Below are 22,973 nucleotides of genomic sequence, written 5' to 3'. Positions count from 1 at the left end.
ATTGTCACATGCGGTGGGGCCGGTGGCGAGAGTCCTGACGTGCCTGTTTCGTGGAGTGGCGGGCACCGGCGCCGGGCCGGGCGTAGGGTGCGGCGGCGGGGCTACCGACGGGTAGCGACTGCCTTGAACCGAGGGGAAGCCGATGACCGACCCGAACGCCGCGGGCGACGTCCTGCACGGCCTGCTGGCCGACCTGCGGGCCGAGAGCGCCGTCCTGGACGCGCTGGTGGCCGGGTTGCCGGCCGACGGCTGGGCCGGGCCCACCCCGGCCGAGGGCTGGACGGTCGCACACCAGATCGCCCACCTGGCCTGGACCGACGACTGGACGGCACTGGCCGCCCGGGACCCGGAGGGCTTCACCGCGTCGCTCGGCGGCAGCTTCACCGCCCTGCTGGCCACCGGGGCCGACCCGGTCGAGGAGGGCGCCCGGGAGGGCGCGGCCGCCGCCCCCGCCGCCCTGCTCGCCCGCTGGCGGACCGGCCGGGCCGAGGTGCAGGACGCCCTGGCCGCCGCCCCCGCCGACGCCCGGCTGCCCTGGTTCGGCCCGCCGATGAAGCCCGCCTCGATGGCGACCGCCCGGCTGATGGAGACCTGGGCGCACGGCCAGGACGTCGCGGACGCGCTCGGCGTGACCCGGGAACCCACCGCCCGGCTGCGGCACATCGCCCACCTGGGCCTGCGCACCCTGGGCTTCGCGTTCGCGGCCCACGGGCTGCCCGCGCCGGAGCACCCGGTGCGGCTCGAACTGACCGCACCCGACGGCAGCACCTGGGCCTTCGGCCCGGCGGACGCGGCGGACGTGGTGACCGGCCCGGCCCTGGACTTCTGCCTGCTGGTCACCCAGCGCCGCCACCGCGACGATCTGGCCCTCACCGCCACCGGCCCGGTCGCCACCGCCTGGCTGCCGATCGCCCAGACCTTCGCCGGGCCCCCCGGCAAGGGCCGGGCGGCGGCCTCCGGCGCCTGAACGGCCCGGGGCGGGTCTGTGCATAGACTTCGAGTCGGCCGAACGCACAGACCGGAGGAGGCGCCATGAGCTTCTACGAGCAGCACCGCGAATACGTCGAGGAGGTACTGCGCACGGCCCCCGACGGCGTCCGCGTCGAATGGTCCGGCGACACGCTGATCATGCAGGCGCCCCCTTCCAGCATTCACCAGTTGAACCTCGGACTCGTCCAGCGGCAGTTCGAGCGCCACGCCCCTGACGGCTACATGCTCAGCGGCAACAGCGCGCTGACCACCCCCGACGTGACGAAGGAGCGGACCCCCGATCTGACCTACCTTCCGATCACTTCCCTCGCCCGGGAAGGCAACACCACGCTCGCCGAGGAGGCCCTCGTCGCGGTCGAGGTGGTCTCGCCTTCCAATCCGGGGACCGACTGGGTGGACAAGCTCCGCGACTACGCGGTGATGGGCATCCCCCTCTACCTGATCGTCGATCCGCGGGAGGGGGTGGTCACGCTGTTCTCCGAACCGAACCGCGACCGCTACCACGTGCGGCACGACCGGAAGTTCGGCGACGGCATGCGCATTCCCGATCCGTTCGACTTCGACCTGGATCTGAGCGCGCTCGTGCGCTACCCCGACTGAGTCGCGGGAGGGCCCAGGGCTCACAGGCCGATCCGCAGGGGGGTGAGCCGGGTGGCGATCAGGTTGGTGGCGCCCCGGTCGCGTTCGACGTGGCCGTGCACCAGCAGGCCCGCCCGGTCCAGGGCGGTGCGGCGCTGGGACTCCCAGACCGGGCGGTTGCAGATCACGTTGATCAGGCCGGTCTCGTCCTCCAGGCTGAGGAAGAGCACCCCGCCGGCCGTCGGCGGCCGCTGCCGGTGGGTGACCAGGCCGCCGACCACCACCGCCGTTCCCGGTGGCACGTCCGGGAGTTGGTCGGCGCGGAGCGCGCCGCCGCGGTCCAGGTGGGCGCGCAGGTGCTGGAGCGGGTGGCTGGTGGCGGAGGTGCCGGTGGCCCACAGGTCGGCGATGGTCTCCTCGACCGGGCTCATGCCGGGCAGTTCGGGCGCCGCGGTGCCGGGGGTGGTGCCGGGCAGCAGTTCGGCCGAGATTCCGGCGAACGCCCCGGCCGCCCAGAGTGCCTGACGCCTCGTCAGACCGAAGCAGTCGAAGGCGCCGGCCGTCGCCAGCGCCTCCAGGACGGGTGCGGGCAGGCCGGTGCGGCGGGCGAAGTCCTCCAGGTCGGCGTACGGCTGTCCGGCCGCGATCGCCTCGGCCTGCGGGGTGCCGATGCCGCGCACCGTCTCCAGGCCGAGCCGGATGGCGGGTTGCGGGCGGCCGGCGGTCAGCGGCGGCTCGGGGGTCGGGCCCCGGTACGGTTCCAGGGTGGGGCGCGGGCCGCTGGCGTTGACGTCCACCCCGCGCACCCGGACGCCGTGCCGCCGCGCGTCCGCGACCAGGCTGAGCGGCGAGTAGAAGCCCATCGGCTGGTTGGCCAACAGGGCGCAGGTGAAGGCCGCCGGGAAGTGGTACTTGAGCCAGGCACTGGCGTACACCAGGTACGCGAAGCTGATCGCGTGGCTCTCCGGGAAGCCGTAGTTGGAGAAGGCCTCGATCTTGCCGTAGACGTCCTCGGCCACCTCGGGCGGGATGCCGCGCTCGGCCATCCCGGTGAGCAGCCGCTCGCGCAGCCTGGCGACCCGCTCGCGCGAGCGCTTGGCACCCATCGCCTGGCGCAGCTGGTCGGCCTCGGACGGCGTGAACCCGGCGCAGTCGATGGCGAGTTGCATCATCTGCTCCTGGAACAGCGGCACCCCGAGGGTTTTGCCGAGGGCGTTCTCCATCAGCGGGTGGGGGCAGCCGGCCGGCTCCACCCCGGCACGGCGGCGCAGGTACGGGTGGACGGAACCGCCCTGGATCGGGCCGGGTCGGATCAACGCGACCTCGACCACCAGGTCGTAGAAGTGGTCGGGCTTGAGCCTGGGCAGGGTGGCCATCTGCGCCCGGGACTCGACCTGGAACACCCCGACGGTGTCGGCCCGGCGCAGCATCGCGTACACGCCCTTGTCGTCGTCCGGGATGCCGGCCAGGTCGTAGCGCAGGCCGTGGTGTTCGGCGACCAGGTCGCAGGCGTCGTGCAGCGCGGCGAGCATGCCGAGGCCGAGCAGGTCGATCTTCACCAGTCCGGCGCCGGCGGTCGACTCCTTGTCCCACTGCAGCACGGAACGCCCGGGCATCCGGGCCCACTCGGTCGGGCAGATCTCCCCGATCGGCTCCTTGGTGAGCACCATCCCGCCCGAGTGGATGCCCAGGTGGCGCGGCAGGCCGTGGAGTTGGGCGGCGAGCGAGAGTACGTCGGCGGGAATGACGGCGTCCGCGCCGGGCGCGGAACGGAAGTCCGTCTGCCGGCTGAAGGCGTCCACCTGGCCCTGCGGGTAGCCGAGCACCCGGGCGGCGTCGCGGATCGCCAGCCGGGGCCGGTAGGTGATCACATTGGCGACCTGGGCGGCGTGCTCGCGCCCGTAGCGGCGGTAGACGTACTGGATGACCTCCTCGCGGCGGCGGTTCTCGATGTCCAGGTCGATGTCGGGCGGGCCGTCCCGGGCGGTGGAGAGGAAGCGTTCGAACAGCAGCTTGTAGTGGATCGGGTCGACGGCGGTGATCCCGAGGGCGTAGCAGACCGCCGAGTTGGCGGCCGAGCCGCGGCCCTGGCACCAGATGTCCTGGCTCCGGCAGAAGTCCACGATGTCGTGCACGATCAGGAAGTAGCCGGCCAGGTCGAGGTCCTCGATCACGTCCAGTTCCCTGGCGAGCTGGCGGCGGGCAGCGGCGTTGCCGGGGCCGAAACGGGCCGGGCCGCCGGCTGCGACCAGGGCGCGCAGGTGGCTGATCTCGGTCTCGCCCTCCGGGACGGGGTAGCCGGGCAGTTCCGGGTCCAGCTTGGCGAAGTCGAAGGCGCAGGCCCGGCCGAGTTCGGCCGTGGCCCGCTGCACGCCGGGGAAGCGGGCCAGTCGGGCGGCCATCTCCCGGCCCGAGCGCAGGTGCGCGGTGCCGGCCGCCCGTGTCCAGCCGGCCGCCTCCTGGAGGGTGCGGCGTTCGTGCAGGGCGGCCAGGCTCTGCGCGAGGCGGCCCTGGGCGGGGCCGGCGTGGTGGGCGTTGGTGGAGGCGACGACGGGCAGCCGCAGTTCGGCGGCCAGCGCGGCGAGGGCGTCGTTGCGCCGGTCGTCGCCGGGCAGCCACTGGTCGATCAGCTCGACGTGGACGTTCTCGCGGCCGAACGCCTCGGTGAGGGTGCGCAGTCGCCGCTGCGCCTCGTCCCGGTCGGGCAGCGCGGCCGGGACCCGGCCGAGCCGGCAGCCGGTGAGCACCGCCCAGTGGCCGTCGTGTGCCCCGGCGAGCGTGGCGAGGTCGTACACCGGGCGGCCCTTGGCGCCGCCGGCCAGCTGGGCGGCGGCGATCGCGGCGGAGAGGCGGCGGTAGCCGGCCGGGTCGCGGGCGAGGACCAGCAGGTGTTCGGTGGCGCGGTCGGTGGCGCGCGCCGTGCCGTGCTGGGTGCCGTGTTCGGTGTCGCGCGCCGTGCCGCGTTCGGTGCCGCGTTCGGTGCCGCCTTCGCGGCTGAGCGTCAGTTCGGCGCCGAACACGGTGGCCACGCCCGTCCCCCGGGCCGCACCGGCGAGCCGGACGGCGCCGTACAGGCCGTCGTGGTCGGTGATCGCCAGGGTCTCCACGCCCAGCCGGGCGGCCTCGGCGACCAGGTCCTCCGGGTCGCTTGCGCCGTCCAGGAAGCTGAAGGCGGAGTGGACGTGCAGTTCGGCCCAGGGTTCGGCGGGGCCGGGGCCCTCGGACCTCACGACCGGGGGTTCCTCGACGCGGCGGCGCAGCGGGACGACCGTACGGTCCGGCGCGGCGCCGGTCATCCGGCGGTGCAGCTCGCTCCAGGGGAGGGTGGGGTGGCTGGTGAAGCCCATCGGGGGTTGCCTTCGTCGTTCTCGTGCTCGTCCTGCCCCCCTGCTGCTGCGGGCCCTCGGGCCGCTGGTCCTCGGGCCGCGGGTCCTCGGCCGCAGCCGGTCGCTTGGCCGGCCGCTAGTCGTAACCGGCCTCCAGGTACCACGCACCCCCCTCCACGGTGAGCAGCAGCGCCCGGCCGCCGTCCACCACCATCTGGAACCGCGCCCGGCGGCGGGCGAGCGACTGGTCCCACCAGTACTCGACCGCCGGCCAGGGCCCGGTCCAGCCCGCCACCCGCTCCTCCCGGCCCCGGACCACGACCAGGGCCGGCCGGGCCGACACCCCCGCCCGGCCGTCCACCGTGACCGGCCGCCCCTCCTCGTCCAGCACCCGTACGGGAGCCGGCTCGCGCAGCACAACGGCCGGCCAGAGGTCCGCCGACCGCTCCGCCAGACGCCCCGGCCAGGGCGCTTCGGCCGGGGCCGCCGCCTCGTACGGTTCGCCCCACGGCACCCTGACCTGCTGCTCGCCCGGGCCGCGCCCGCCGGCCGGCTCGATCCGGCGCAGCCCGGCGTGCCCGAGCACCGCCTGCACCCGGGCCACCGCGCGCTCCACCCGGTCGTCCGCGACGGCCTGACCCCACAGGGCGAGCTGGCGGCCCTGGTCCGGGGAGAGCCCGTCGGGGGCGAGGCGGAGCAAGGTGAAACCCGCCTGACCGCCGCGGTCACCGCGGTCACCGCGGTCGCCGGTGAAGGTACCCATGCCCTGCCAGGCCTGGAGCTGCCAGCGGACCCGCTCGGCCAACGCCGTCGCGGACAGCCGGCCCTCGTGCCGCCACAGCCGCGAGGCCGTCCGACCGTCCGCGCAGGCCACCTCGACGGCCACCCGGCGGCAGGTCAGCCCGGCTTCGGCCAGCCGCTGGTGCAGCTGCTCGGCCAGCGTGCGGGCGACGAACACCAGCGGCTCGGCCAGCGGCTCCGGCGGGTCGAAGCGCTGCTCGACGGCGAGGTCCGGCTCCTCGTCGCGCGGCACCAACGGGCGCGGCTGCAGGCCCCGGGCCAGCCGGTGCGCGACCGTCCCGGCCGGGCCGAAGCGGTCCGCGACGGCCTCGGGCGGCAGCGCGGCGAAGGCCCCGACGGTGGGCAGACCGAGCCTCCCGAGCAGTTCCGCCAGCGCCTCGTCGCCCAGCGTGCCCACCGGGTAGGGGGCGAGGAACTCCGCCGTACGGCCGGCGGGGACCAGCACCCCGGCGCGGGCGGCGAGGACGGCGGCGAACAGGCCGTCGGCCACGCCGATCTGGGCGTGGGGGGTGGTTCGAGGGGCTGTTTCGGCTCCGGCTTCGGGTTGGGGTGTGGGGTCGGGGTCGGAGTCGGGGTCGTTTGCGGTTTCGGTCCCGGGCACCGTCACTGCGCCGGGGACGGCGTCCGGGACGGGGGGCCGTTCGAGGGCTTCCGTCACCGCCGCGCCCACCATCGCCGCCAGCGCCTCCTCGCCGCCGAAGTAGCGGCCCGGACCCTTCACCGGGATGGCGCACAGGCCCGGACGGATCACCTCCACCCGTGGCGTGAACGCCTCCACCGCCGCGACCACCGGCTCGAAGCGGCGGGCCTCGGCCTCCGGGTCGCGGTCGCGCAGCTCCAGCTCCGGGCAGAGCCGCTGGGCCAGCTTGAGCCGCTGCCCCTGCCGCACCCCGGCCGCCCGGGCGCCCGCCGAGCAGGCGAGGATCCGCCCGCCCTCGGTCACCGCCACCGGGTCGTCGCCGGTGACGGCCACCACCGGCCAGTCCGGGCACCAGACCACCAGCACCCTGGGCGTCCTGCCGTCGCCGGGAGTCGTCGATGTGGTTGGCGTGGTCGGCGTGGTCGGCGTGGTCGACATGTCAGACCACCGCCGCCACGAGTGGTGCCGCCGGTTCCACGGGGCCGGCCACGGGCTGCGGCTGTTCCCGGACCGGGCGATGCTGAACCGGATGCTGCTGGACCGGGCGCACCGCGCCGTGCTCGTCCGGCAGCCAGAGCCGGGCCGTCCGGCCGCGCACCGCCGAACCGCGTCCCTCGGCCACCACCTCCACCTGCCGCCCGGTGAGCTGCCCGTAGCCGTCCCCCAGCCCGAACCAGCGCCCGGACCGCACCCCCAGCCGCAGCACCGCGCCCGGCCACGGCCCGGCCACCAGCAGCACGCAGCCGCTGCGCCGCAGCACGGCGGCCAGCCGGGTGGCCAGCTTCGGGGGCACCGGCCCGTCCGGGCGCAGCATGATCAGTTCGACCGCGCCGGCCAGCACCGACACCACCTCGGGCCAGTGCGCCCCCGGGTCGTCCGCGACCAGCAGGCGGCGCAGGTCCAGCCCGTACCCCTCTGCGGCGGCGAGCCCCAGGTCCGGCAGCCCGACGGCCGCCGCCCAGCCGCCCTCGGTCTCCCGCACCCCGGCGGCCAGGGCCAGCAGCAGTCCGGCGTCCCCGCCCGCCACCGACACCGCCGTCCCCCGCCGCAGTCCGCCGTCCGGCAGCACCTCCCGCAACGCGGGTACCACCGGCACCAGCCCGCGCCTCGCCGCCGCCTGCCCGTCCTCGGGCACGGCAGCCGTCAGCGCCACCGGCCGAAGCGCGGGGCGTTCGGGCTGCTCAGCGGCAGATTCGAAAACAGATTCGAAAACGGGCACAGCCCCAGGATCGAACATCCGTTCGCAAAGATTCAAGTCCGGCGCAGCGCCTCCACCCCGTTACGCTCCGTAGCGGGTGCGTCGAACGCGCGACAGCCCTCGGCCGACCGAGCTGCCGACAGGCCGGCGAGCCCGGAGCAGGTCTGGGAGGTGATCGCCCGAGCCAGGCATCGGCTCCTGGTTCATGGGGCGCAACGAACTCGACCCGCGCGAGGGCGGGACCGCCACCATGGAGACCGGCGGCCACCGCGAGGAGGCCGTCATCACCGCCTACGAGCCCGGCAGGCGACTGGCCACCCGCACGACCGCCGCCGAGGACGGCCGGTTCATGGCCTTCGAGTACCTGATCGAGGGACAGGACGGCGGCAGCACCGTACTCCGTGTCGTCCACAGCGGCCTGCTCGGCGACGACTGGCAGGATGAGTACGACGCGCTGCGCCGCGGCTGGCCCTTCCACCTGCACACCCTCCGCGAGTACCTCACCCGCTTCCCCAGGCGCACCGCCGTCCCCGTCTTCGCCGCCGCCCCGGCCGCCTGACGGACCCACATCCGACCGCCCCAGACCCAGGCACAGACCAGATCCAGATCCAAAGCCAGAGCCACACCTGACTCAGAGCCACGAGAACCGAGGAACCACCCATGCGCACCCTGATCAGCACCGCCTTCGTCTCTCTCGACGGCGTCGTCGAGGCCCCCGGCGGCGAACCCGGCTACCGGAACTCCGGTTGGACCTTCAAGGACGTCGAGTTCCTCCCCCAGGCGTACGAGATCAAGGGGCGGGAGCAGGAGGAGGCCACCGCCATGCTGATGGGCCGGGTCAGCTACCAGGCGTTCAGTCCGGTGTGGCCGGACATGGCGGAGTTCGCCCGCTACCGGACGATGCCGAAGTACGTCGTCTCCACCACCCTCACCGAGGACGACCTGGTCCCGAACTGGGGTGAGACCACCATCCTGCGCTCGGTCGACCAGGTCGCCGCCCTGAAGGAGACCGAGGGCGGTCCGATCATCCTCCACGGCAGCGCCGCCCTGAACCACAGCCTCTCGGACGCCGACCTGATCGACCGCTACCACTTGCTCGTCTACCCCCTACTGCTCGGCGCCGGCAAGCGCCTGTTCAGCACCACGGACAAGGACGCCCAGAAGCTGAAGCTGGTCGAGCACGAGGTCTACGGCAACGGCCTGCAGAAGCAGGTCTTCGACGTCGTCCACCGTCCTTGACGTTTCGTCATGCGATAAACGGGTGGACAGGCTCCCGACGGTCAACAAACTCATCCCATGACGGTGAACACAGACGACAAGAACGACCTGCTGATCTACGTCCAGGATGCCCGCGACGCCCTGATGTGGAAGCTGGAAGGCCTCTCCGAGTACGACCTCCGTCGACCGCTCACCCCCACCGGAACCAACCTGCTGGGGCTGATCAAGCACGTCACCGGGGCCGAGGCGCTCTACCTCGGCGAGACCTTCGGGCGCCCCTTCCCCGAACCGACCCCCCTGTGGATCATCGGCACCGCAGAGCCGAACGCCGACCTGTGGGCCCGGGCGGACGAGAGCACCGAGGAGATCCTCGGACGCTACCGCCGGGTCTGGGCGCACTCGGACGCCACCATCGAGGCGCTGCCACTGGACGCGATCGGCCAACTCCCCTTCGGCGGCCGCCCGAAGCAGACCCTGCACCGGGTGCTCGTCCACGTGATCGCCGAGACCCACCGCCACGTCGGCCACGCCGATCTGGTCCGCGAACTCATCGACGGCGCCACCGGCCAGCGCTCCCACGGCCCCAACACGGCCCCCGGCGACACCGCCTGGTGGCAGGCCCACCACGACCGCGTGGAACAGGCTGCCCGACAGGCCGGCGGACTCGCCTGATCGCGGGGCGCCGTGCGGGGATCCATGGGGCGGTGAGGTGGTGGGCTGGTGAGGTGGTGAGGTGGTGGGCAGACCTGGGCGGGGCCCTGCGGCTCGCTCCGCGCCGCAGCGAACATGTGGCCCGCGCAGGCGGAGAGTTGGTGCTGAGTGCCGGGGAGATCGGACTCCGGCGGTCGGGAGGCGGCGGAGCCGTCGGCGGGGGCTGGGAGGTCGAGAGGGTCAGCAACCTCTCCACCGGCTACTGCCCGGACGTCACCTCCTGCCCACCGTCGCCACCGCCCTCTACCGCCCTGTCGGCCCCCTGCCCGACCGCTGACGGACGACGAAACCGCCCGTGGCGGTGTCGGGTCGGCCCGCTAGGGTCGGGTGGGTCAGGGGGCGGAGCGGGGAAGGGCGGGGGCAGTGGGGTGTGTGCGGGTGTCCGGGGTTCCGGGCGGGGTGGTGCACGAGGGGAGCCGGGAGTTCCTGGTGCGGGAGGGGCTGCCCACGACCGGGGCGTTCCTGGACTTCGGGGCGCTCGACGCCGGGCCGCTGAGGGCCTTCCCGACCAGCGGGGCGGAGCGGCTGTTCGTCCTCGGGGAGACGGACTACTGCACGCCCTTCGCCGCCGTCGGTGACCTGGTGCTGCTGGACGGGACCACCGGCGAGGTGTGCCTGGGCAACGGTGGCCCCCGGCGGGACCGGCTGGCCTCCGACCTGATCGCGCTGGCCGCACTGGTGCGGGAGATCGAGGCGGTGGGCGAGGCGGCCCGGCGGCCGGAGGCGCTGGACGGGCGGCGCGGGCCCACGGTGGTGGCCCAGGTGATGGCCGGGGCCGAGCGGCGGCTGCGGCAGATCGACCCCCGGCTGTTCGGGGGCGACGCCCCGCCCGCGCACTGGGGGACGGCACTGCTGGTGCGGGCACTGGGCTGGGGTGCGCTGCCCGGCGGCCCTGACGGGCCCGCGTACGAGGTCGGCCCGGAGCTGGTGGCCGAGCTCGCGGCGCTCACCGACGAGGACGGCGGGGCGGGCCTGGTGCACCGGTTCCGGCCGGAAGGGCTGCCCGCCGCCCTGGCGCACGAACCGACCCGGCGGCTGCTCACCGAGGTCGGGCTGCCGCTCGGCGGGGCGATGTTCGGGGTGTGCGCGGAGCCGCTGGTCACCATGGCGGAGGCGTACCCCGAGTACTTCGACGGCGAGGAGGAGCGCCCGTACCAGCGGGACTTCCTCGCACTCGGGGACTGGCCGACCGACCTCACGATCGCCCTGGACGGCGCCACCGGCCGGCTCGAACTGCCGGACTGGTACGACGACGGCCAGCCCGAGGCCTACCTCAACCGCGACTTGTCCGCCCTGCTCTACGCGCTGTGGACGTACGAGCGGCTGCGCGCCGAGTGGGAGCGCTGGGAGCACGGCCGGGGCCGGGACACCTGGGCGGTGTTCGACCCGCAGTCGCTGCTGAGCACCGTGGTGGACCGGCTGGTCGAGGGTGTCGACCCGGAGGCCTTCGCCTCACCGGGCCGCTCCTGGCGGCTGCTCGCCGAGGACGGACACCTGGGCGGGCTGCTCGGGTGAGCCGCTGCGAGGTGCGTACGGTGCCGGGCCGGGCGGCCGTGATCCGGGCCGGCTGGACCAGCCGGACCGTGATCCGCGCCGGCCGGGCCGTGATCCGGGCCGGCCGGGCCGTTGCGCCGGTACGCTGCCTCGGTGACGAACATCCGTACGGCGGCCGGGCGAAGACGGACGGTGCTCCTCGGCATCAGCGCCGCGCTCTCCCTCGCCTCGGCGGGCGCCCTGTACGCCCTGCTGTACGTACGGTCGCTGGACTACGGGGACCGCTGCGAGCGCGGCCTGGTCTCGGGCGGTGGGCGGCTGCTGGAGACGGGTGCGTCCTGGCTTCCGCCGGACGCCTGGTGCCGGTTCGAGCACCGGAGCCTGTCCACCACGCCGTTCTGGGCGCTGCTGCTGTTCTACGTGCTGCTGACCGTGGTGGTCTCGGCGGTCACCTCGCTGGTGCGCACCCTTCGTCCGCGCCCGAACCCGGGACTGGACTGGCAGCCGGGGCACGGCGCCGGCCCGGGCTGGTAGCCGCGTCCACCGCGGGCGGTGCCCCGGGCAGTACTCCGGGCGGTGCCACGGGCGGTGCCACGGGCGGTCGGCGGCGGGTGCGCAGCGGGGACAGGTAGACCGGCAGGAAGGCGGTCGCGAGCACCGCCCCGCCGAGCCAGAGCGTGGCGTGCGTGCCGAACAGTTCGCCGAGCAGCCCGGAGATCGCGGAGCCGACCGCGAGCGCGCCGAAGAGCAGGAACCGGAAGGTGGCGTTCATCCGGCCGAGCAGCGGGTCCGGGGTCATCCGTTGGCGCAGGCTCACCCCGAGCACGTTGTCCATGCCGGTCTTCAGCGAGACCAGCAGCCAGCCGGCCCCGGCCAGGAGCAGCCGCGGCCCGTCACCGATCAGCGGCACCAGCAGCCCGGCGGGCGCCAGGCACAGGCCCGCCAGCGCGAGGGTGCGGCCGTCGCCGAGTCGGGCGCAGATCGGGCGGGCGCAGCGCGAGCCGAGCAGGATGCCGACCCCGCCGACCGCCCAGAACAGGCCCAACGCCCCTGCCGGTAGGTGCAGTTCCCGTACGAAGAGGACCGGGAGGAGGGTGTTGAACAGCTGCGACCCGAGGTTGTTGAGGGCGGCGGTGACGGCCAGTGCCCGCAGTTCCGGGGCGCCGAGGACATGTCGCAGGCCTTCGGTGATCTGTGCGCCGAGGCCGGGGGTGGGCGCCATGGGGGTGGGGGCCGTGGGGACTGGGGTCGCGGGGGTGGGGGCTGCGGTAGGGGTCGCGGGGGTGGTGGTCGCGGGGGTGGTGGTGCGGCGCAGCGCGGTGAGCCGCAGCGCCGAGCCGAGGTGGCTGAGTGCGGTCACGGCGATCGCCAGCGGTGCGGTGAGCAGTTGGACCAGGATCCCGCCCGCGCCGCGTCCGGCGACGTTGCCGATCGCCATCAGGCCGACCACGGCGGCGTTCGCGTCCACCAGGTGCCGGCGACCGACCAGCCCGGGCAGCACGCTCTGCGCACCCACGTCGAAGAACACCGTGGCGCCACCGGTGAGCAGCGCGACCGCGTACAGCTGCCCGAGGCTGAGGCCGCCGAACCACCAGGCGAGCGGGACGGAGGCGTAGAGCACGGCCTTCACCAGGTCCGCGACGACCAGGACGCGGCGGTGGCGCATCCGGTCGACCCAGGCACCGGCGGGCAGACCGATGAGCAGGAAGGCGAGGGTGCTCAGGGTGGCGAGCAGGCCGGCCTGCCCGGGGCCCGCGCCGAGCGCGGCAACGGCCACCAGGGGGACCGCCACGTAGCCGACGTTGGTACCGAGTTGGGTGAGGGCGGTCGCGGCGAAGAGGACGCGGAAGTCCGGGATCCGCCAGAGGGAGTCGGGGCGCATGGTCCGTTTCAGTCGGTGAGCAGCGGAACGACGGTGCGGGGCTTCGGCCGGTGCTTCACCAGGAACACTCCGGCGAGGACGACGGCCGTCCCGGCGACCGCCCGTACGGTCAGCCGCTCGCCGAGGACCAGTGCGCCGAGCACGGTGGAGACGACGGGCAGCAGGTAGCCGACGGCGGCAGCACTGGTGGGGCCTTCGGTGGCGATCAGGCGGTAGTTGAGGTGGAAGGTGAGTCCGGTGCAGGCGACGCCGAGGACGGTCACGGCGGCCAGGCCGACCGGATCGGCGCCGCTGAAGCCGCTGAACGGGTTCAGCGGGCCGCCCGCGGGCAGGGCTACCGCGCTCAACCCGGCGGCGGCGGTGAGCTGGGCGGCGGAGAGGGCGAGCGGGGCGGTGCCCGTCCCGGCGAGTGCCCGGGCCATGTGGGCGAAGGCGACCGCGTAGCTCGCGGCCGCGCCCAGCAGGGCGAGCGCCCCGGGGGTGCTGATGCCGCCGCTCTCGCGCCAGGGGGCGAGGATCAGCAGCACTCCGGCGAAGCCGAGCAGCAGGCCGGTGAGGCGCAGCGGGGTCGTTCGGTCGGTGCCGGTCGTTCGGTCGGTGCCGAGGGCGAGGCCTATCAGCAAGGACCAGAGCGGGGTGGTCGCATGCAGCACTCCGGCCGTGCCGGAGCCGACGCTGCGTTCGCCGTACGCCGTGAGCAGGAACGGCAGGGCGTTGCAGAAGAACGCCGCCACGGCGAGCCGCCGCCAGAGGGCGCCGCCGCGCGGGAGGCGTTGCCGGGCGGAGCAGGCGAGCAGCAGCAGGACGGCGGCGCCGAGGGCGGCCCGCAACACGGTGATCTGCACCGGGGTGAGCCCGTGTTGCAGCGCGATCCTGATCCAGAGGAAGCCCGAGCCCCAGAACAGGGCGAGGACGGCCGTCCGCAGCACGGGGTGCCTTCCGGTTGGTTGATGAACGAGGTGTCGGACGACGATCGCGCCGGATGATCACATAGCACAAGCGAAAATTTCTTCAGAATACTTAAGCTGAGCTACATGAACGCCTCGCTCGACATCCGCCGGATGCAGGTGCTGCGCGCCGTGGTCGACCACGGCTCGGTGAGCGCTGCCGCCGCCGCGCTCGGCTACACCCCGTCCGCCGTCAGCCAGCAGGTGACCACGCTGGAGCGGGAGACGGGGACGGCCCTGCTGGAGCGGATCGGGCGGGGCGTACGGCCGACCGCAGCCGGGCTGCTGCTCGCCGGGCACGCGGCGGCCATCGACCGGCAGGTCGCGGAGGCCGGTGCGGCGCTGGCCGACCTGCGAGCCGGGCGCAGCGGCAGCCTGACCGTCCGCTACTTCGCCACGGCCGGGGCCACCCTGGTGGCCCCGGCCGTGGCCGCCTTCCGCCGGAAGCACCCGGGCGTGCGGCTCGACCTGGGCCTGACCGAACCGACGGACCAGCTCACCGACGTGCGGGACGGCCGGGCCGACCTGGCCGTGGTGTTCTGGGCCGACGAGGCCCCGGCCGGCCTGCGACTGGTTCACCTGCACGACGATCCGTACCGCGCCGTACTGCCCCGGGGGCACCGGCTGGCCGCACGGCGTGTCCTGGACCTGACCGAGCTGGCCGAGGAGCCCTGGGTGGGCGCCGAACCGCCCGGGCCCTGCCGGAGCCTCGTGCACGACGCCTGCGAGGCGGCCGGATTCCGTCCGGCGGTCACGGTGGACGGCGCGGACTACCTGACCGCACAGGGGTTCGTCGCGGCGGGGCTGGGGGTTTCGCTGCTGCCCGAACTGGGCCTGACCCAGCGGCACCCCGGCGTCACGGTGCACCGGGTGCGCGGTCCGGAACCGGTCCGTGCGCTGCACGCCGCCGTACGGGAGGGGGCCTGGGGGCAACCGGTGCTCGGGGCCATGGTGGAGGCGCTCCGCTCGGCGGCCGAGGCTGCGGGAGGCAGGGGGTCGGTGCCGTGACCGGCTCGGCGCGGCGGTCGACTTGAAGCTTCCGCAGCGGCAGCTCCTACGGTCATGACCAGGGCCGGAGGAACCGGCCCCGGTCCGACCGAACGTGCACGTCGATGGACGTGGGACCGAGCGCGTGGAAGCGCAGGACTCGAGTGAGGAGACGGCAATGGCCTGGCCGATCGCGGAGGTCGCCCGGATGTCGGGCGTGACCGCCCGGACCCTGCGGCACTACGACGAGATTGGGCTGCTGCCTCCGGCCTGGATCGGCTCCAACAGCCACCGCTACTACGAGGAACGGCAGTTGCTGCAGCTGCAGCAGATCCTCGTGCTGCGGGCACTGGGTGTGGGGCTCGCCGAGATCGCCCGGATCATCGGCGACCAGGTGGACGAACTGGAGTCCCTGCGGAGCCACCACCGCCGACTGGTCGTCGAGCGCGACCGGCTCGACGCCCTGGCCACCACCGTCTCGCGCACGATCGCCGACCTGGAACGCTCCCGGAAGGATGGCACGCCCATGACCAGCATCAACCGACCCGAGAACCTCTTCGAGGGCATCCAGCCCGCCGATGTCGACGCCAGCCTGCGCGACTTCCCCGAGCACGCCGAGGCGACCCGGCGCGCGACCGCCGCGATGACCCCGGCCGAGATCGAGGCCGGCCAACGCGAGCGGACCGCGCGGATGGTCCGACTGGCGGAGCTGATGGCGGCCGGCCACCCGGCCGACGCCGAGCCCGTGCAGCACATGATCGACGAGGAGTATCAACTGCTCAGCGGGCTCCGGACGGTCGCCGTGGCGGACTACCTCGCCATCGCGCGCTCGTGCACGGATAACGAGCAGTGGAGCGCCGCGTACGAGGCCATCGCCGCGGGGCTGGCCGGCTACCAGCGCGCCGCCATGGAGGCGTACGCGGCGGCACGGCTCTCCTGAGCCGGGCGGGGGCGCGGCCGGCGGGCGGGCGGTGCGGGTAGGGGGGCGGGCCCGGGGAAGCGGCTCCCGCCCTCCGGCCGATCGCCCGGCGGTCAGCCCACCGGGTGACCGGAGCCGCTCCCCCGCGGTTGCTGCCGTCGCTACCGGCGCTACCGTCCCGGCCATCCCCGGCGTCCCGGGCCGTCCGTGCCGCCCCTGCCGTCACTCGGTCCGCAGCGCGGTGACCGTCCGGGTGCGGGCGGCCCAGGTGGCCGGCAGCAGGGCCCCGACCAGGGCCAGCACCAGGCCGCCGAGTATCAGGGGCCCCACCACCGATGGGGCGAACACGGTGAGGTCCACGTCCGGCACATCGATCCCGGCGGCGTTGGCCATTGCGGGCATCACCAGGTGGTGCACCACGACCCCGATCGGGACCCCGACCAACCCGGCCAGCAGTCCGCTGCCGCAGACCGAGGTGAGGACCATCCCGGTGGTCTGCCGGGGCGACATCCCGAGTGCCTTGAGCACCCCGAGGTCGTGCACCCGTTCCCGGGTGTCCAGCAGCACCGTGTTGAGCACCCCGAGGCCGGCCACCACGGAGAGCAGCAGTGTGAGTGTGCCCGCCAGGGTGTTCATCGCCAGCACCACGATGTTGATGTGCGCCTCGCCCGGGTCGGCGCTCAGGCCCATCGGCGACACGGCCGGGTCCAACCCGTCCGCGTAGGCCTTCACGTCGGCCCCCGGGGTCAGGTCGATGTGGAACGAGATCGCCTCGGCGTGGATCGCACCGCCGAGCGGCTCCAGCGAGGACCGGTCCGTGAACACCACGTCCTGGGTGGTCAGGACCTCGCCGATGATCTTCGCCGGGGTGTTGCGCCCGTGGTCGGTGAGGGTGACGGTGTCACCGACCTTCTTCTGGTCGGTCCGAAGGAAGGCCGCGCTGACCGTCACCTCACCGGGGCCGTGGAACCAGCGGCCCGAGACCAGTTGGAAGCCGCTCCACGAGGCGTCGCCAGCGAATGCGACCACCTCGGTGCGTCCGGTGTTCCCGGCCACGGTGGCCGCGACCGGCACGCTGCTGTACCAGGCCTTGGTGCCGGGGCGGGACTCGATCGCCTTCACCACGGCCGCCTCGTCCACGTGGTCGACGGGCTTGGAACCGTCGAACGGGGCCTGGACCACGACCTTGCCCGTGCGGTCGGCCTCCAGCCCGCCCTGGAGGGAGCTCAGGGAGAGCGTCAGACCGACGCACAGGGTGACCCCGACCGTCCCGAGCACCACCGCGGCGGCGGTGGTGGCCGAGCGGCCCGGGCGGTTCAGCGGGGACGCCAGCCCGAGGCTGAGTGCGCGCGGCACCGGCAGCCGGCCGATCAGGTCCTGCACCCGGGACATCAGGCCCGCCGCTCCGGCCCGCCCCGCCGCTCCCCCGGCGGCCGCCCGCTTGGCCCCGGGCGCCGTCCGGCCGACCGCGAGCGCCTCCACCGTGCGCAGCCGTCCGGCCCGCAGCGCCGGCACCAGCGCCGTGCCGACCACCGCGCCCAGGGCCGCCACCGCGACCACCACGTCCACCCAGATCGGGATGCCGAGCAGACCGCCCCGCAGCGCCTTGTGGGCGATCCCGAGCACGGGTACGGACAGCAGGTTGCCCCCGAGAACACCCAGCGCGGTGCCGATCCCGGCGGGGATCAGCGCCTGGCCTACGTAGGCGCGCGCCACCTGGGCGGGGGTGAAGCCCAGGGACTTGAGGATGCCGATCCGCCGGGTGGCGGCGCTCACCGCACCGCTGACCACGACGCCGATGATCAGCACCGACATGGCCAGTCCGAGCACCCCGAAGGCCGTGACGAACGGGACGAAGGTCGAGGCCGTGCGGTTGGCCTCCTCCCTGACGGGCCGGTAGGTGGTCGCCTTGGTGATCGCACCGTTCGGCACCGCAGCGGCGATCGCCGCGTGGTCGGCTTCCATCTCGGCGTCGCTGCCGGCGTGGGCGAAGCGGTAGAGGTACTGGGCGGCGGGCGTGGTGCCCGGCGCGGTCAGCCCGGCCACCTGCTCGGGGGCGACCCAGCCGTCCGCGCTCCAGGAGACGGAGGTGGCCAGGCCGACGACCTTGAGCGTCGGGTGCCCGGGCAGGTCGGGGAGCTCCATGCTGTCGCCGACGGCCAGCGGGGAGTGCCCGTCCAGGAACACCACCTCGCCGGGGCTCGCGATCCAGCGGCCCTTGGTGATCCGCAGGTCGTCCATCGGGCCGTGCTGGGCGCGGCCGACCAGCGTCATCGACGGCAGCGGGCTGCCGGCCGGCGGCAGCGTGGTCTCCGGGCCCGAGCGCGGCTGGACCATCACGGCTGGCAGGGGACCGGCCGAGGCCGTGACGCCGGGCGCGTGCGCGGCCGCGGCGAGCTGTGCGGGGCTCACCTTGCTCTGGTCGTACACCACGTTGAGGTGCGCGCCGTGCTGGTCGGTGAAGGAGCGTTCGTACGGGCCCTGGGCGGCGACCAGCAGCCCGAGAGCGAGGATGCACGCCGTCACCGACATCATCGTGGTGAGCACCATGACCAGGGTCTGCACCCGCTTGCGGCCGACTCCCGCCCGGACCACCTTGCTCATCGCACTCATCGGCCACCCCCCGACGTCGGCGCCGCCGCCGTGTCCCGGACCAGGCGGCCGTCCAGCAGTTCGATCGTCCGGTCTGCGCAGGCTTCGGCGAGCGCGTTGTCATGGGTGACCAGCAGGATCGTCTGGCCCTCCGCGTTGAGCCCGCGGAGCAGGTCGCGGACGTCGGCGGCGGAGGCGGTGTCCAGCGCCCCGGTCGGTTCGTCGGCCAGCAGCAGCGGCGGGCGGTTCATCAGGGCCCGGGCCACCGCGACGCGCTGGCGTTCACCGCCGGAGAGCCGGCCGGGGAAGGCCTTGGCGTGCCGGACCACCCCGAGTCGCTCCAGCAGCTCCCCGGCCCTGGCCCTGGCCTGCTCCCGCTTCATCCCGGCCAGTTGGGCCGGGAGCAGCACGTTGTCCTCCACGTTCAGGTCGTCCAGCAGGTTGAAGAACTGGAACACCATGCCGATCCGTGTCCGCCGGTACTCGGCCAGCGCGGCCTCGCCGAGTTCGTGGACGGCCACGCCGTCCACCTCGACGCCGCCCTCGCTCGGGCGGTCGAGGCCGGCGATCAGGTTCAGCAGGGTGGACTTGCCGCTGCCCGAGCGGCCGAGCACGGCCAGCGCCTCGCCGGCCCGTACCTCCAGGTCGAGCCCGGCCAGGGCGGGACGGGCGCTGTCGGATCGGTCGTACGTCTTGCTGACGCCGCGGATCCTGATGATCGGCGCGTTCACGGGCCCTCCACGGTTCGGGGTCCGGCACCGGGGGAGCCCGGACCGGCTGACGGAACATCACGCTAGGAATCCGCGGGCGGGTACGGACAGCCGTCTGAGCGGCGTCCTGGGGGTGTATCCAGATACACCCCGAACTGGGTGTTCAGGCCTAGAGCATCGGGCTTCCGCGCGGGGCAGACTGACCCAGCGAAAGATCGGAACGGGGCGCCGGGCCAAGGCTTGTGAGCCCCGGGCGGGGGCTCAGGACGGAGGGGTGCGAGATGGAGGCCGAAATGACCGGCAAGGTGGCCCGGCGGGTGGGCCGGGCCTGTGTGGACAGCGTGCGCGCCTGGTACGTGGCGACGCTGGCCGTGACGGGGCTGGTCTCCCTGCTGGCCGGGCCGATCCTGCTGGCCTCCGCGCTGTTCGGCCCCGACGAGTCCCGGCCGTTCGGCTCCCCCGGCGGGCCGCTGATCCTGCTCGTGCCGATGGCGCCGGTCGCCGCCTGGGCGCTCTGCTGGGCCACCGGGGGCGGCGGCCGGGCGGTCGGGGCCGCGCTGTTCGCCCCGGGCGCGCTCGCGGTGACGGCGGCCCACCTGTACGGCGGCGCCGCGCCCGGAAGCCGGTCCGTCTCGCTCTGGCTGGCGCCCTCGCTGCTGGTGCTCGGGCTGTTCGGCGCACGCTGGATCGCGACCGAGAGCCGGCGGGTCGTCGACCGGTGGAGCGGACGGCCGATCCCGGAGCCGTACCGCCGGCCGGGCAGCGGTTCCGGCTCCTGGCAGCGGTTGCGTTCCGGCGGCTGGCTGACCGACCCGGCGACCTGGCGGGATCTCGCCTGGGCGCTCCTCACCGGCCTCGCCGTGCTGTTCACCGCCGCGGTCGTGGTGCTGACCCCGATCGCCCTGGAGATCTTCGGCCGGAACGGACTGCTCTTCCCACTGGTCCTCGTCTACGGCATGGGCGTCTGGGTGGCCCCGTTCGCCCTCCTGTGGGCCGCCCCGCCCGTCCTGCGGATCCACGAGAAGGCCGCCCGCTCCCTGCTCGGGCCCTCCCGACGGGCCGAACTCGCCCGCCGGGTGAGCCACCTGGCGCGCACCAGGGCGGACACCATCGACGCCGGAGCGGCCGAGCTGCGCCGGATCGAGCGGGACCTCCACGACGGGGCCCAGGCCCGGTTGGTGGCACTGGGCATGCTGCTGACCGTCGCCGAGCAGGTGAAGCACGACCCGGACGCCCTCGGGCCGCTGCTGGCGGAGGCCCGGACGTCCTCGGTGAAGGCACTGGGCGAGCTGCGGGACCTGGTCCGGGGCATCCACCCACCGGTTCTGGCCGACCGCGGCCTGGCAGACGCGATCGAGGCGACCGCACTGGACCTGCCGCTGCCGGTCACCTTCACCGGCGGTCTGCCCGGCCGGGCCCCGGCTCCGGTGGAGTCGGCCGCCTACTTCGCGGTGAGCGAACTGCTGGCCAACGTGGTGAAACACGCCGAGGCCTCGCAGGTATGGATCGAGATAGGGCACAGTGACGGGCTGCTGCGGATATCGGTCACCGACGACGGGCGCGGAGGCGCCGAACCGTCCCGGGGAACCGGCCTCAGCGGAACCGAACGCCGACTGGCCGCCTTCGACGGGGTGCTCGCGATCAGCAGCCCGTCCGGTGGTCCGACCATCGTGAACCTGGAGATCCCGTGCGCGTTGTCATCGCCGAAGACCTCTTCCTCCTCCGGGACGGGTTGACCCGGTTGTTGGAGGCCAACGGCATGAAGGTGACCGCGGCGGTCGAGAACGGCGAGCAGTTGCTCGCCGCCGTGGCCGCCGACCGGCCCGACATCGCCGTGGTCGACGTGCGGCTGCCGCCGACCTTCACGGACGAGGGGCTGCGCGCGGCCCTGGCGGCCAGGCAGGCCCACCCGGGTCTGCCGGTGCTGGTGCTGTCGCAGTTCGTGGAACAGCTGTACGCCCGCGAGCTGCTGGCCGGCAGCTCCGGCGGAATCGGCTACCTGCTCAAGGACCGCGTACTGGATGGCGCGCAGTTCCTCGACGCCGTCCGGCGAGTCGCCCAGGGCGGCACCGCGATGGACCCGGAGGTGATCACCCGGCTGCTCACCCACAACTCCTCGGCCGGCCCGGTCTCCACCCTCTCCCCTCGGGAGCGGCAGGTGCTCGGACTGATGGCCGAGGGCCGCTCGAACGCGGCGATCGCCCAGCAACTGGTGATCACCGAGCGGGCGGTCGCCAAACACACCGCGTCGATCTTCGTACGGCTCGACCTCCAGCCCTCCGATGACGACAACCGACGCGTCCTGGCCGTCCTGGCCTACCTCAACAACTCCTGAAGGTCTCGACACCTCTGGAGGAAAGGGAGCCGCCATTTGGAAGGAGCCACTGAGCGGAACGGCGCCACCGATCACCAACCATCGCAATTCTTGACAAGTCGCGGACAATTAAGAAGTGGCCCCTCCTCGGTAGGGGGCTCGCCCGCCGCGGAGCGCGTCATTTAGGCTGGTCGGGTGCTCATCCTTGTTCGCCGCCGTCACGTGGACCTGCTCCGCGTGACCAGCATGTCCTGTCGACGCTCCGGCTGAACCTCGCTTTACCCACCCTCACGGCGGTCCCGAGCGGCCGCCACCACCTCCCGGTTACCGGAGCACCCGCCGCACCAGGCGCGTCTCCGGCCATCCCTGGTCGACCACCGGGACCAGCCGGGACGAGACCAGCGGATGTCACACATGACGCAGCAGTACACGCCCATATCCGGAACTGGCATATCCGGAACCGGCTCCACCCCGGAGGCGCACCCCGAGGCCCTCCCCGTGATCGACCTCTCGCTCGCCGACGGCACCCCGGAGGACCGCCGCCGACTGCACGACGAGCTCCGCGCCGCGGCCACCGGTGTCGGCTTCTTCCAACTCGTCGGCCACGGCGTGACCCAGGAGGAAAAGGCCGCGCTCACCGGAGCCATGCGCGCCTTCTTCGCCCTCCCCGAGGCCGACCGGCTCGCCGTGAGCAACCTCAACTCCCCGCACTACCGCGGCTACACCCGTACCGGCGACGAGCGCACCGGCGGCAGCCAGGACTGGCGCGACCAGCTGGACATCGGCGCCGAACTGCCCCCGCACGCCCCTGGCGCCGGCGAGCCGCCGTACTGGTGGCTGGAGGGACCCAACCAGTGGCCGACCGCGCTCCCCGAGCTACGCACCGCCGCGCTCGGCTGGATCGACCACCTCGGCACGGTCGCCCGCCGCCTGCTGCACGAGCTCCTCGCCTCGATCGGCGCCCGCCCCGACTTCTACGACGACGCCTTCGCGGGCCACCCCCACCTGCGCCTCAAGCTGGTCCGCTACCCAGGCACCGCCCCGGACGGCGCGGGCCAGGGCGTCGGCGCGCACAAGGACTACGGCTTCATCACCCTGCTCCTCCAGGACACCGTCGGCGGCCTCCAGGTCGAGCGCCCGGACGGCACCTTCCTGGACGTCCCCCCGCTCGACGGCGCCTTCGTGGTCAACCTCGGCGAGCTGCTGGAAGTGGCCACCGACGGCTACCTCAAGGCCACCAGCCACCGCGTGGTCAGCCCAGCCGGAGCCCGTGAGCGCTTCTCCGTCCCGTTCTTCTACAACCCCCGCCTCGACGCCCACATCGAGCCGCTCGACTTCCCCCTCGCCCACCACGCCCCTGGCGCGACCGAGGACCCGGCCAACCCGCTCTTCGCGGACTTCGGCTTCAACGAGTGGAAGGGCTACACCCGGGCCCACCCCGAGGTCACCCGCCGCCACCACGCCGCCCTTGCCTGACCTGCCTCGACCGAGCGGCACCACCGAGCGGCACCACCGACCACGGAGCACCGAACACCGGCCCCCGAGCGCCGACCACCGGTCGCTCGGCAACCGGACCGACCGGCACGCCCCCCGCACACCGGGGCGCGTGCCGGTTCGCTCGTTCCAGGGCCCAACGGCTCGCACCGCCAGGGCCACGGCCACCAC

General features: G+C 74.0%; 19 protein-coding genes. 12 read left to right on the top strand and 7 right to left on the bottom strand.

Annotated elements, in window-relative coordinates; translation table 11 throughout:
- Window positions 1–142 precede the first annotated feature (142 nt).
- Together HS99_RS21950 and HS99_RS21945 are read left to right on the top strand one after the other, a co-directional pair.
- The gene (locus HS99_RS21950) at window positions 143–967 is read left to right on the top strand and encodes a TIGR03084 family metal-binding protein (RefSeq protein ID WP_046387000.1); all 825 of its coding nucleotides are present in this window, start codon (window positions 143–145) and stop codon (window positions 965–967) included.
- A gap of 65 nt (window positions 968–1,032) precedes the next feature.
- Entirely contained in the window at window positions 1,033–1,590 is a 558-nt protein-coding gene (locus HS99_RS21945; protein WP_030550986.1) for a Uma2 family endonuclease, read from the top strand.
- A gap of 20 nt (window positions 1,591–1,610) precedes the next feature.
- Here the strand turns inward: HS99_RS21945 and HS99_RS21940 are convergent, their stop codons facing one another.
- From HS99_RS21940 to imuA', 3 genes are all read right to left on the bottom strand, one after another.
- Window positions 1,611–4,916: an error-prone DNA polymerase gene (locus HS99_RS21940; RefSeq protein ID WP_030550988.1), complete on the bottom strand. Its 3,306-nt coding sequence runs from the start codon at window positions 4,914–4,916 to the stop codon at window positions 1,611–1,613.
- Between the two features lie 115 nt (window positions 4,917–5,031).
- Window positions 5,032–6,774: a DNA polymerase Y family protein gene (locus tag HS99_RS47865; protein WP_078958713.1), complete on the bottom strand. Its 1,743-nt coding sequence runs from the start codon at window positions 6,772–6,774 to the stop codon at window positions 5,032–5,034.
- A 1-nt stretch (window position 6,775) separates the two neighbouring features.
- The gene (gene imuA', locus HS99_RS45125; RefSeq protein ID WP_107048719.1) at window positions 6,776–7,489 is read right to left on the bottom strand and encodes a DnaE2-dependent mutagenesis accessory factor ImuA'; all 714 of its coding nucleotides are present in this window, start codon (window positions 7,487–7,489) and stop codon (window positions 6,776–6,778) included.
- A 250-nt stretch (window positions 7,490–7,739) separates the two neighbouring features.
- Here imuA' and HS99_RS21925 point away from each other — a divergent pair, with 250 nt between their 5' ends.
- The 5 genes from HS99_RS21925 to HS99_RS21905 all read left to right on the top strand — a co-directional run bounded on the left by HS99_RS21925 (window position 7,740) and on the right by HS99_RS21905 (window position 11,491).
- Window positions 7,740–8,093 (top strand): SRPBCC family protein, encoded by a 354-nt coding sequence (locus HS99_RS21925; RefSeq protein WP_223886107.1) that lies wholly within the window; start codon window positions 7,740–7,742, stop codon window positions 8,091–8,093.
- A gap of 101 nt (window positions 8,094–8,194) precedes the next feature.
- Window positions 8,195–8,773, top strand: coding sequence for a dihydrofolate reductase family protein (locus tag HS99_RS21920; RefSeq protein ID WP_030550991.1), 579 nt, complete (start codon window positions 8,195–8,197; stop codon window positions 8,771–8,773).
- A 57-nt stretch (window positions 8,774–8,830) separates the two neighbouring features.
- Window positions 8,831–9,424, top strand: coding sequence for a DinB family protein (locus tag HS99_RS21915; RefSeq protein WP_030281456.1), 594 nt, complete (start codon window positions 8,831–8,833; stop codon window positions 9,422–9,424).
- Between the two features lie 417 nt (window positions 9,425–9,841).
- On the top strand, window positions 9,842–10,978 hold the full coding sequence (locus tag HS99_RS44180; protein WP_030550993.1) for an SUKH-4 family immunity protein: 1,137 nt from the start codon (window positions 9,842–9,844) through the stop codon (window positions 10,976–10,978).
- A 132-nt stretch (window positions 10,979–11,110) separates the two neighbouring features.
- Complete coding sequence (locus HS99_RS21905) at window positions 11,111–11,491, top strand: hypothetical protein (protein WP_141763785.1); 381 nt, start codon at window positions 11,111–11,113, stop codon at window positions 11,489–11,491.
- Here HS99_RS21905 and HS99_RS21900 read toward each other — a convergent pair.
- Window positions 11,406–12,839 carry an MFS transporter gene (locus tag HS99_RS21900; protein WP_063737903.1) on the bottom strand — a complete coding sequence of 478 codons (1,434 nt, stop codon included), beginning with the start codon at window positions 12,837–12,839 and terminating at the stop codon, window positions 11,406–11,408. The two genes, HS99_RS21905 and HS99_RS21900, sit on opposite strands and share 86 nt — an antisense overlap.
- Before the next feature lie 8 nt (window positions 12,840–12,847).
- Window positions 12,848–13,768, bottom strand: coding sequence for a DMT family transporter (locus HS99_RS21895; protein ID WP_370863284.1), 921 nt, complete (start codon window positions 13,766–13,768; stop codon window positions 12,848–12,850).
- A 132-nt stretch (window positions 13,769–13,900) separates the two neighbouring features.
- Here HS99_RS21895 and HS99_RS21890 point away from each other — a divergent pair, with 132 nt between their 5' ends.
- Together HS99_RS21890 and HS99_RS21885 are read left to right on the top strand one after the other, a co-directional pair.
- Window positions 13,901–14,794, top strand: coding sequence for a LysR family transcriptional regulator (locus HS99_RS21890; protein WP_078939101.1), 894 nt, complete (start codon window positions 13,901–13,903; stop codon window positions 14,792–14,794).
- Between the two features lie 157 nt (window positions 14,795–14,951).
- Complete coding sequence (locus HS99_RS21885) at window positions 14,952–15,713, top strand: MerR family transcriptional regulator (protein WP_030281466.1); 762 nt, start codon at window positions 14,952–14,954, stop codon at window positions 15,711–15,713.
- Between the two features lie 201 nt (window positions 15,714–15,914).
- Here the strand turns inward: HS99_RS21885 and HS99_RS21880 are convergent, their stop codons facing one another.
- Together HS99_RS21880 and HS99_RS21875 are read right to left on the bottom strand one after the other, a co-directional pair.
- Window positions 15,915–18,305, bottom strand: a complete 2,391-nt coding sequence (locus tag HS99_RS21880) for an FtsX-like permease family protein (protein ID WP_030551005.1) — start codon at window positions 18,303–18,305, stop codon at window positions 15,915–15,917.
- Window positions 18,302–19,015, bottom strand: coding sequence for an ABC transporter ATP-binding protein (locus HS99_RS21875; protein ID WP_197698004.1), 714 nt, complete (start codon window positions 19,013–19,015; stop codon window positions 18,302–18,304). The genes HS99_RS21880 and HS99_RS21875 overlap by 4 nt, the downstream gene beginning before the upstream one ends.
- Before the next feature lie 272 nt (window positions 19,016–19,287).
- On the opposite strand from HS99_RS21875, the gene HS99_RS21870 reads away from it, so the two are divergent.
- From HS99_RS21870 to HS99_RS21860, 3 genes are all read left to right on the top strand, one after another.
- Window positions 19,288–20,730 carry a sensor histidine kinase gene (locus HS99_RS21870; protein ID WP_051835472.1) on the top strand — a complete coding sequence of 481 codons (1,443 nt, stop codon included), beginning with the start codon at window positions 19,288–19,290 and terminating at the stop codon, window positions 20,728–20,730.
- Entirely contained in the window at window positions 20,682–21,329 is a 648-nt protein-coding gene (locus tag HS99_RS21865) for a response regulator (protein ID WP_030281475.1), read from the top strand. The genes HS99_RS21870 and HS99_RS21865 overlap by 49 nt, the downstream gene beginning before the upstream one ends.
- A 393-nt stretch (window positions 21,330–21,722) precedes the next feature.
- Window positions 21,723–22,784 carry an isopenicillin N synthase family dioxygenase gene (locus HS99_RS21860; RefSeq protein ID WP_094742863.1) on the top strand — a complete coding sequence of 354 codons (1,062 nt, stop codon included), beginning with the start codon at window positions 21,723–21,725 and terminating at the stop codon, window positions 22,782–22,784.
- Window positions 22,785–22,973 lie beyond the last annotated feature (189 nt).

It is taken from the genome of Kitasatospora aureofaciens (assembly GCF_001188955.3).
Classification (GTDB): domain Bacteria; phylum Actinomycetota; class Actinomycetes; order Streptomycetales; family Streptomycetaceae; genus Kitasatospora; species Kitasatospora aureofaciens.
Note: the sequence above shows the minus strand (reverse complement) of the source record. Positions and strands in the feature narration are given on the sequence as shown.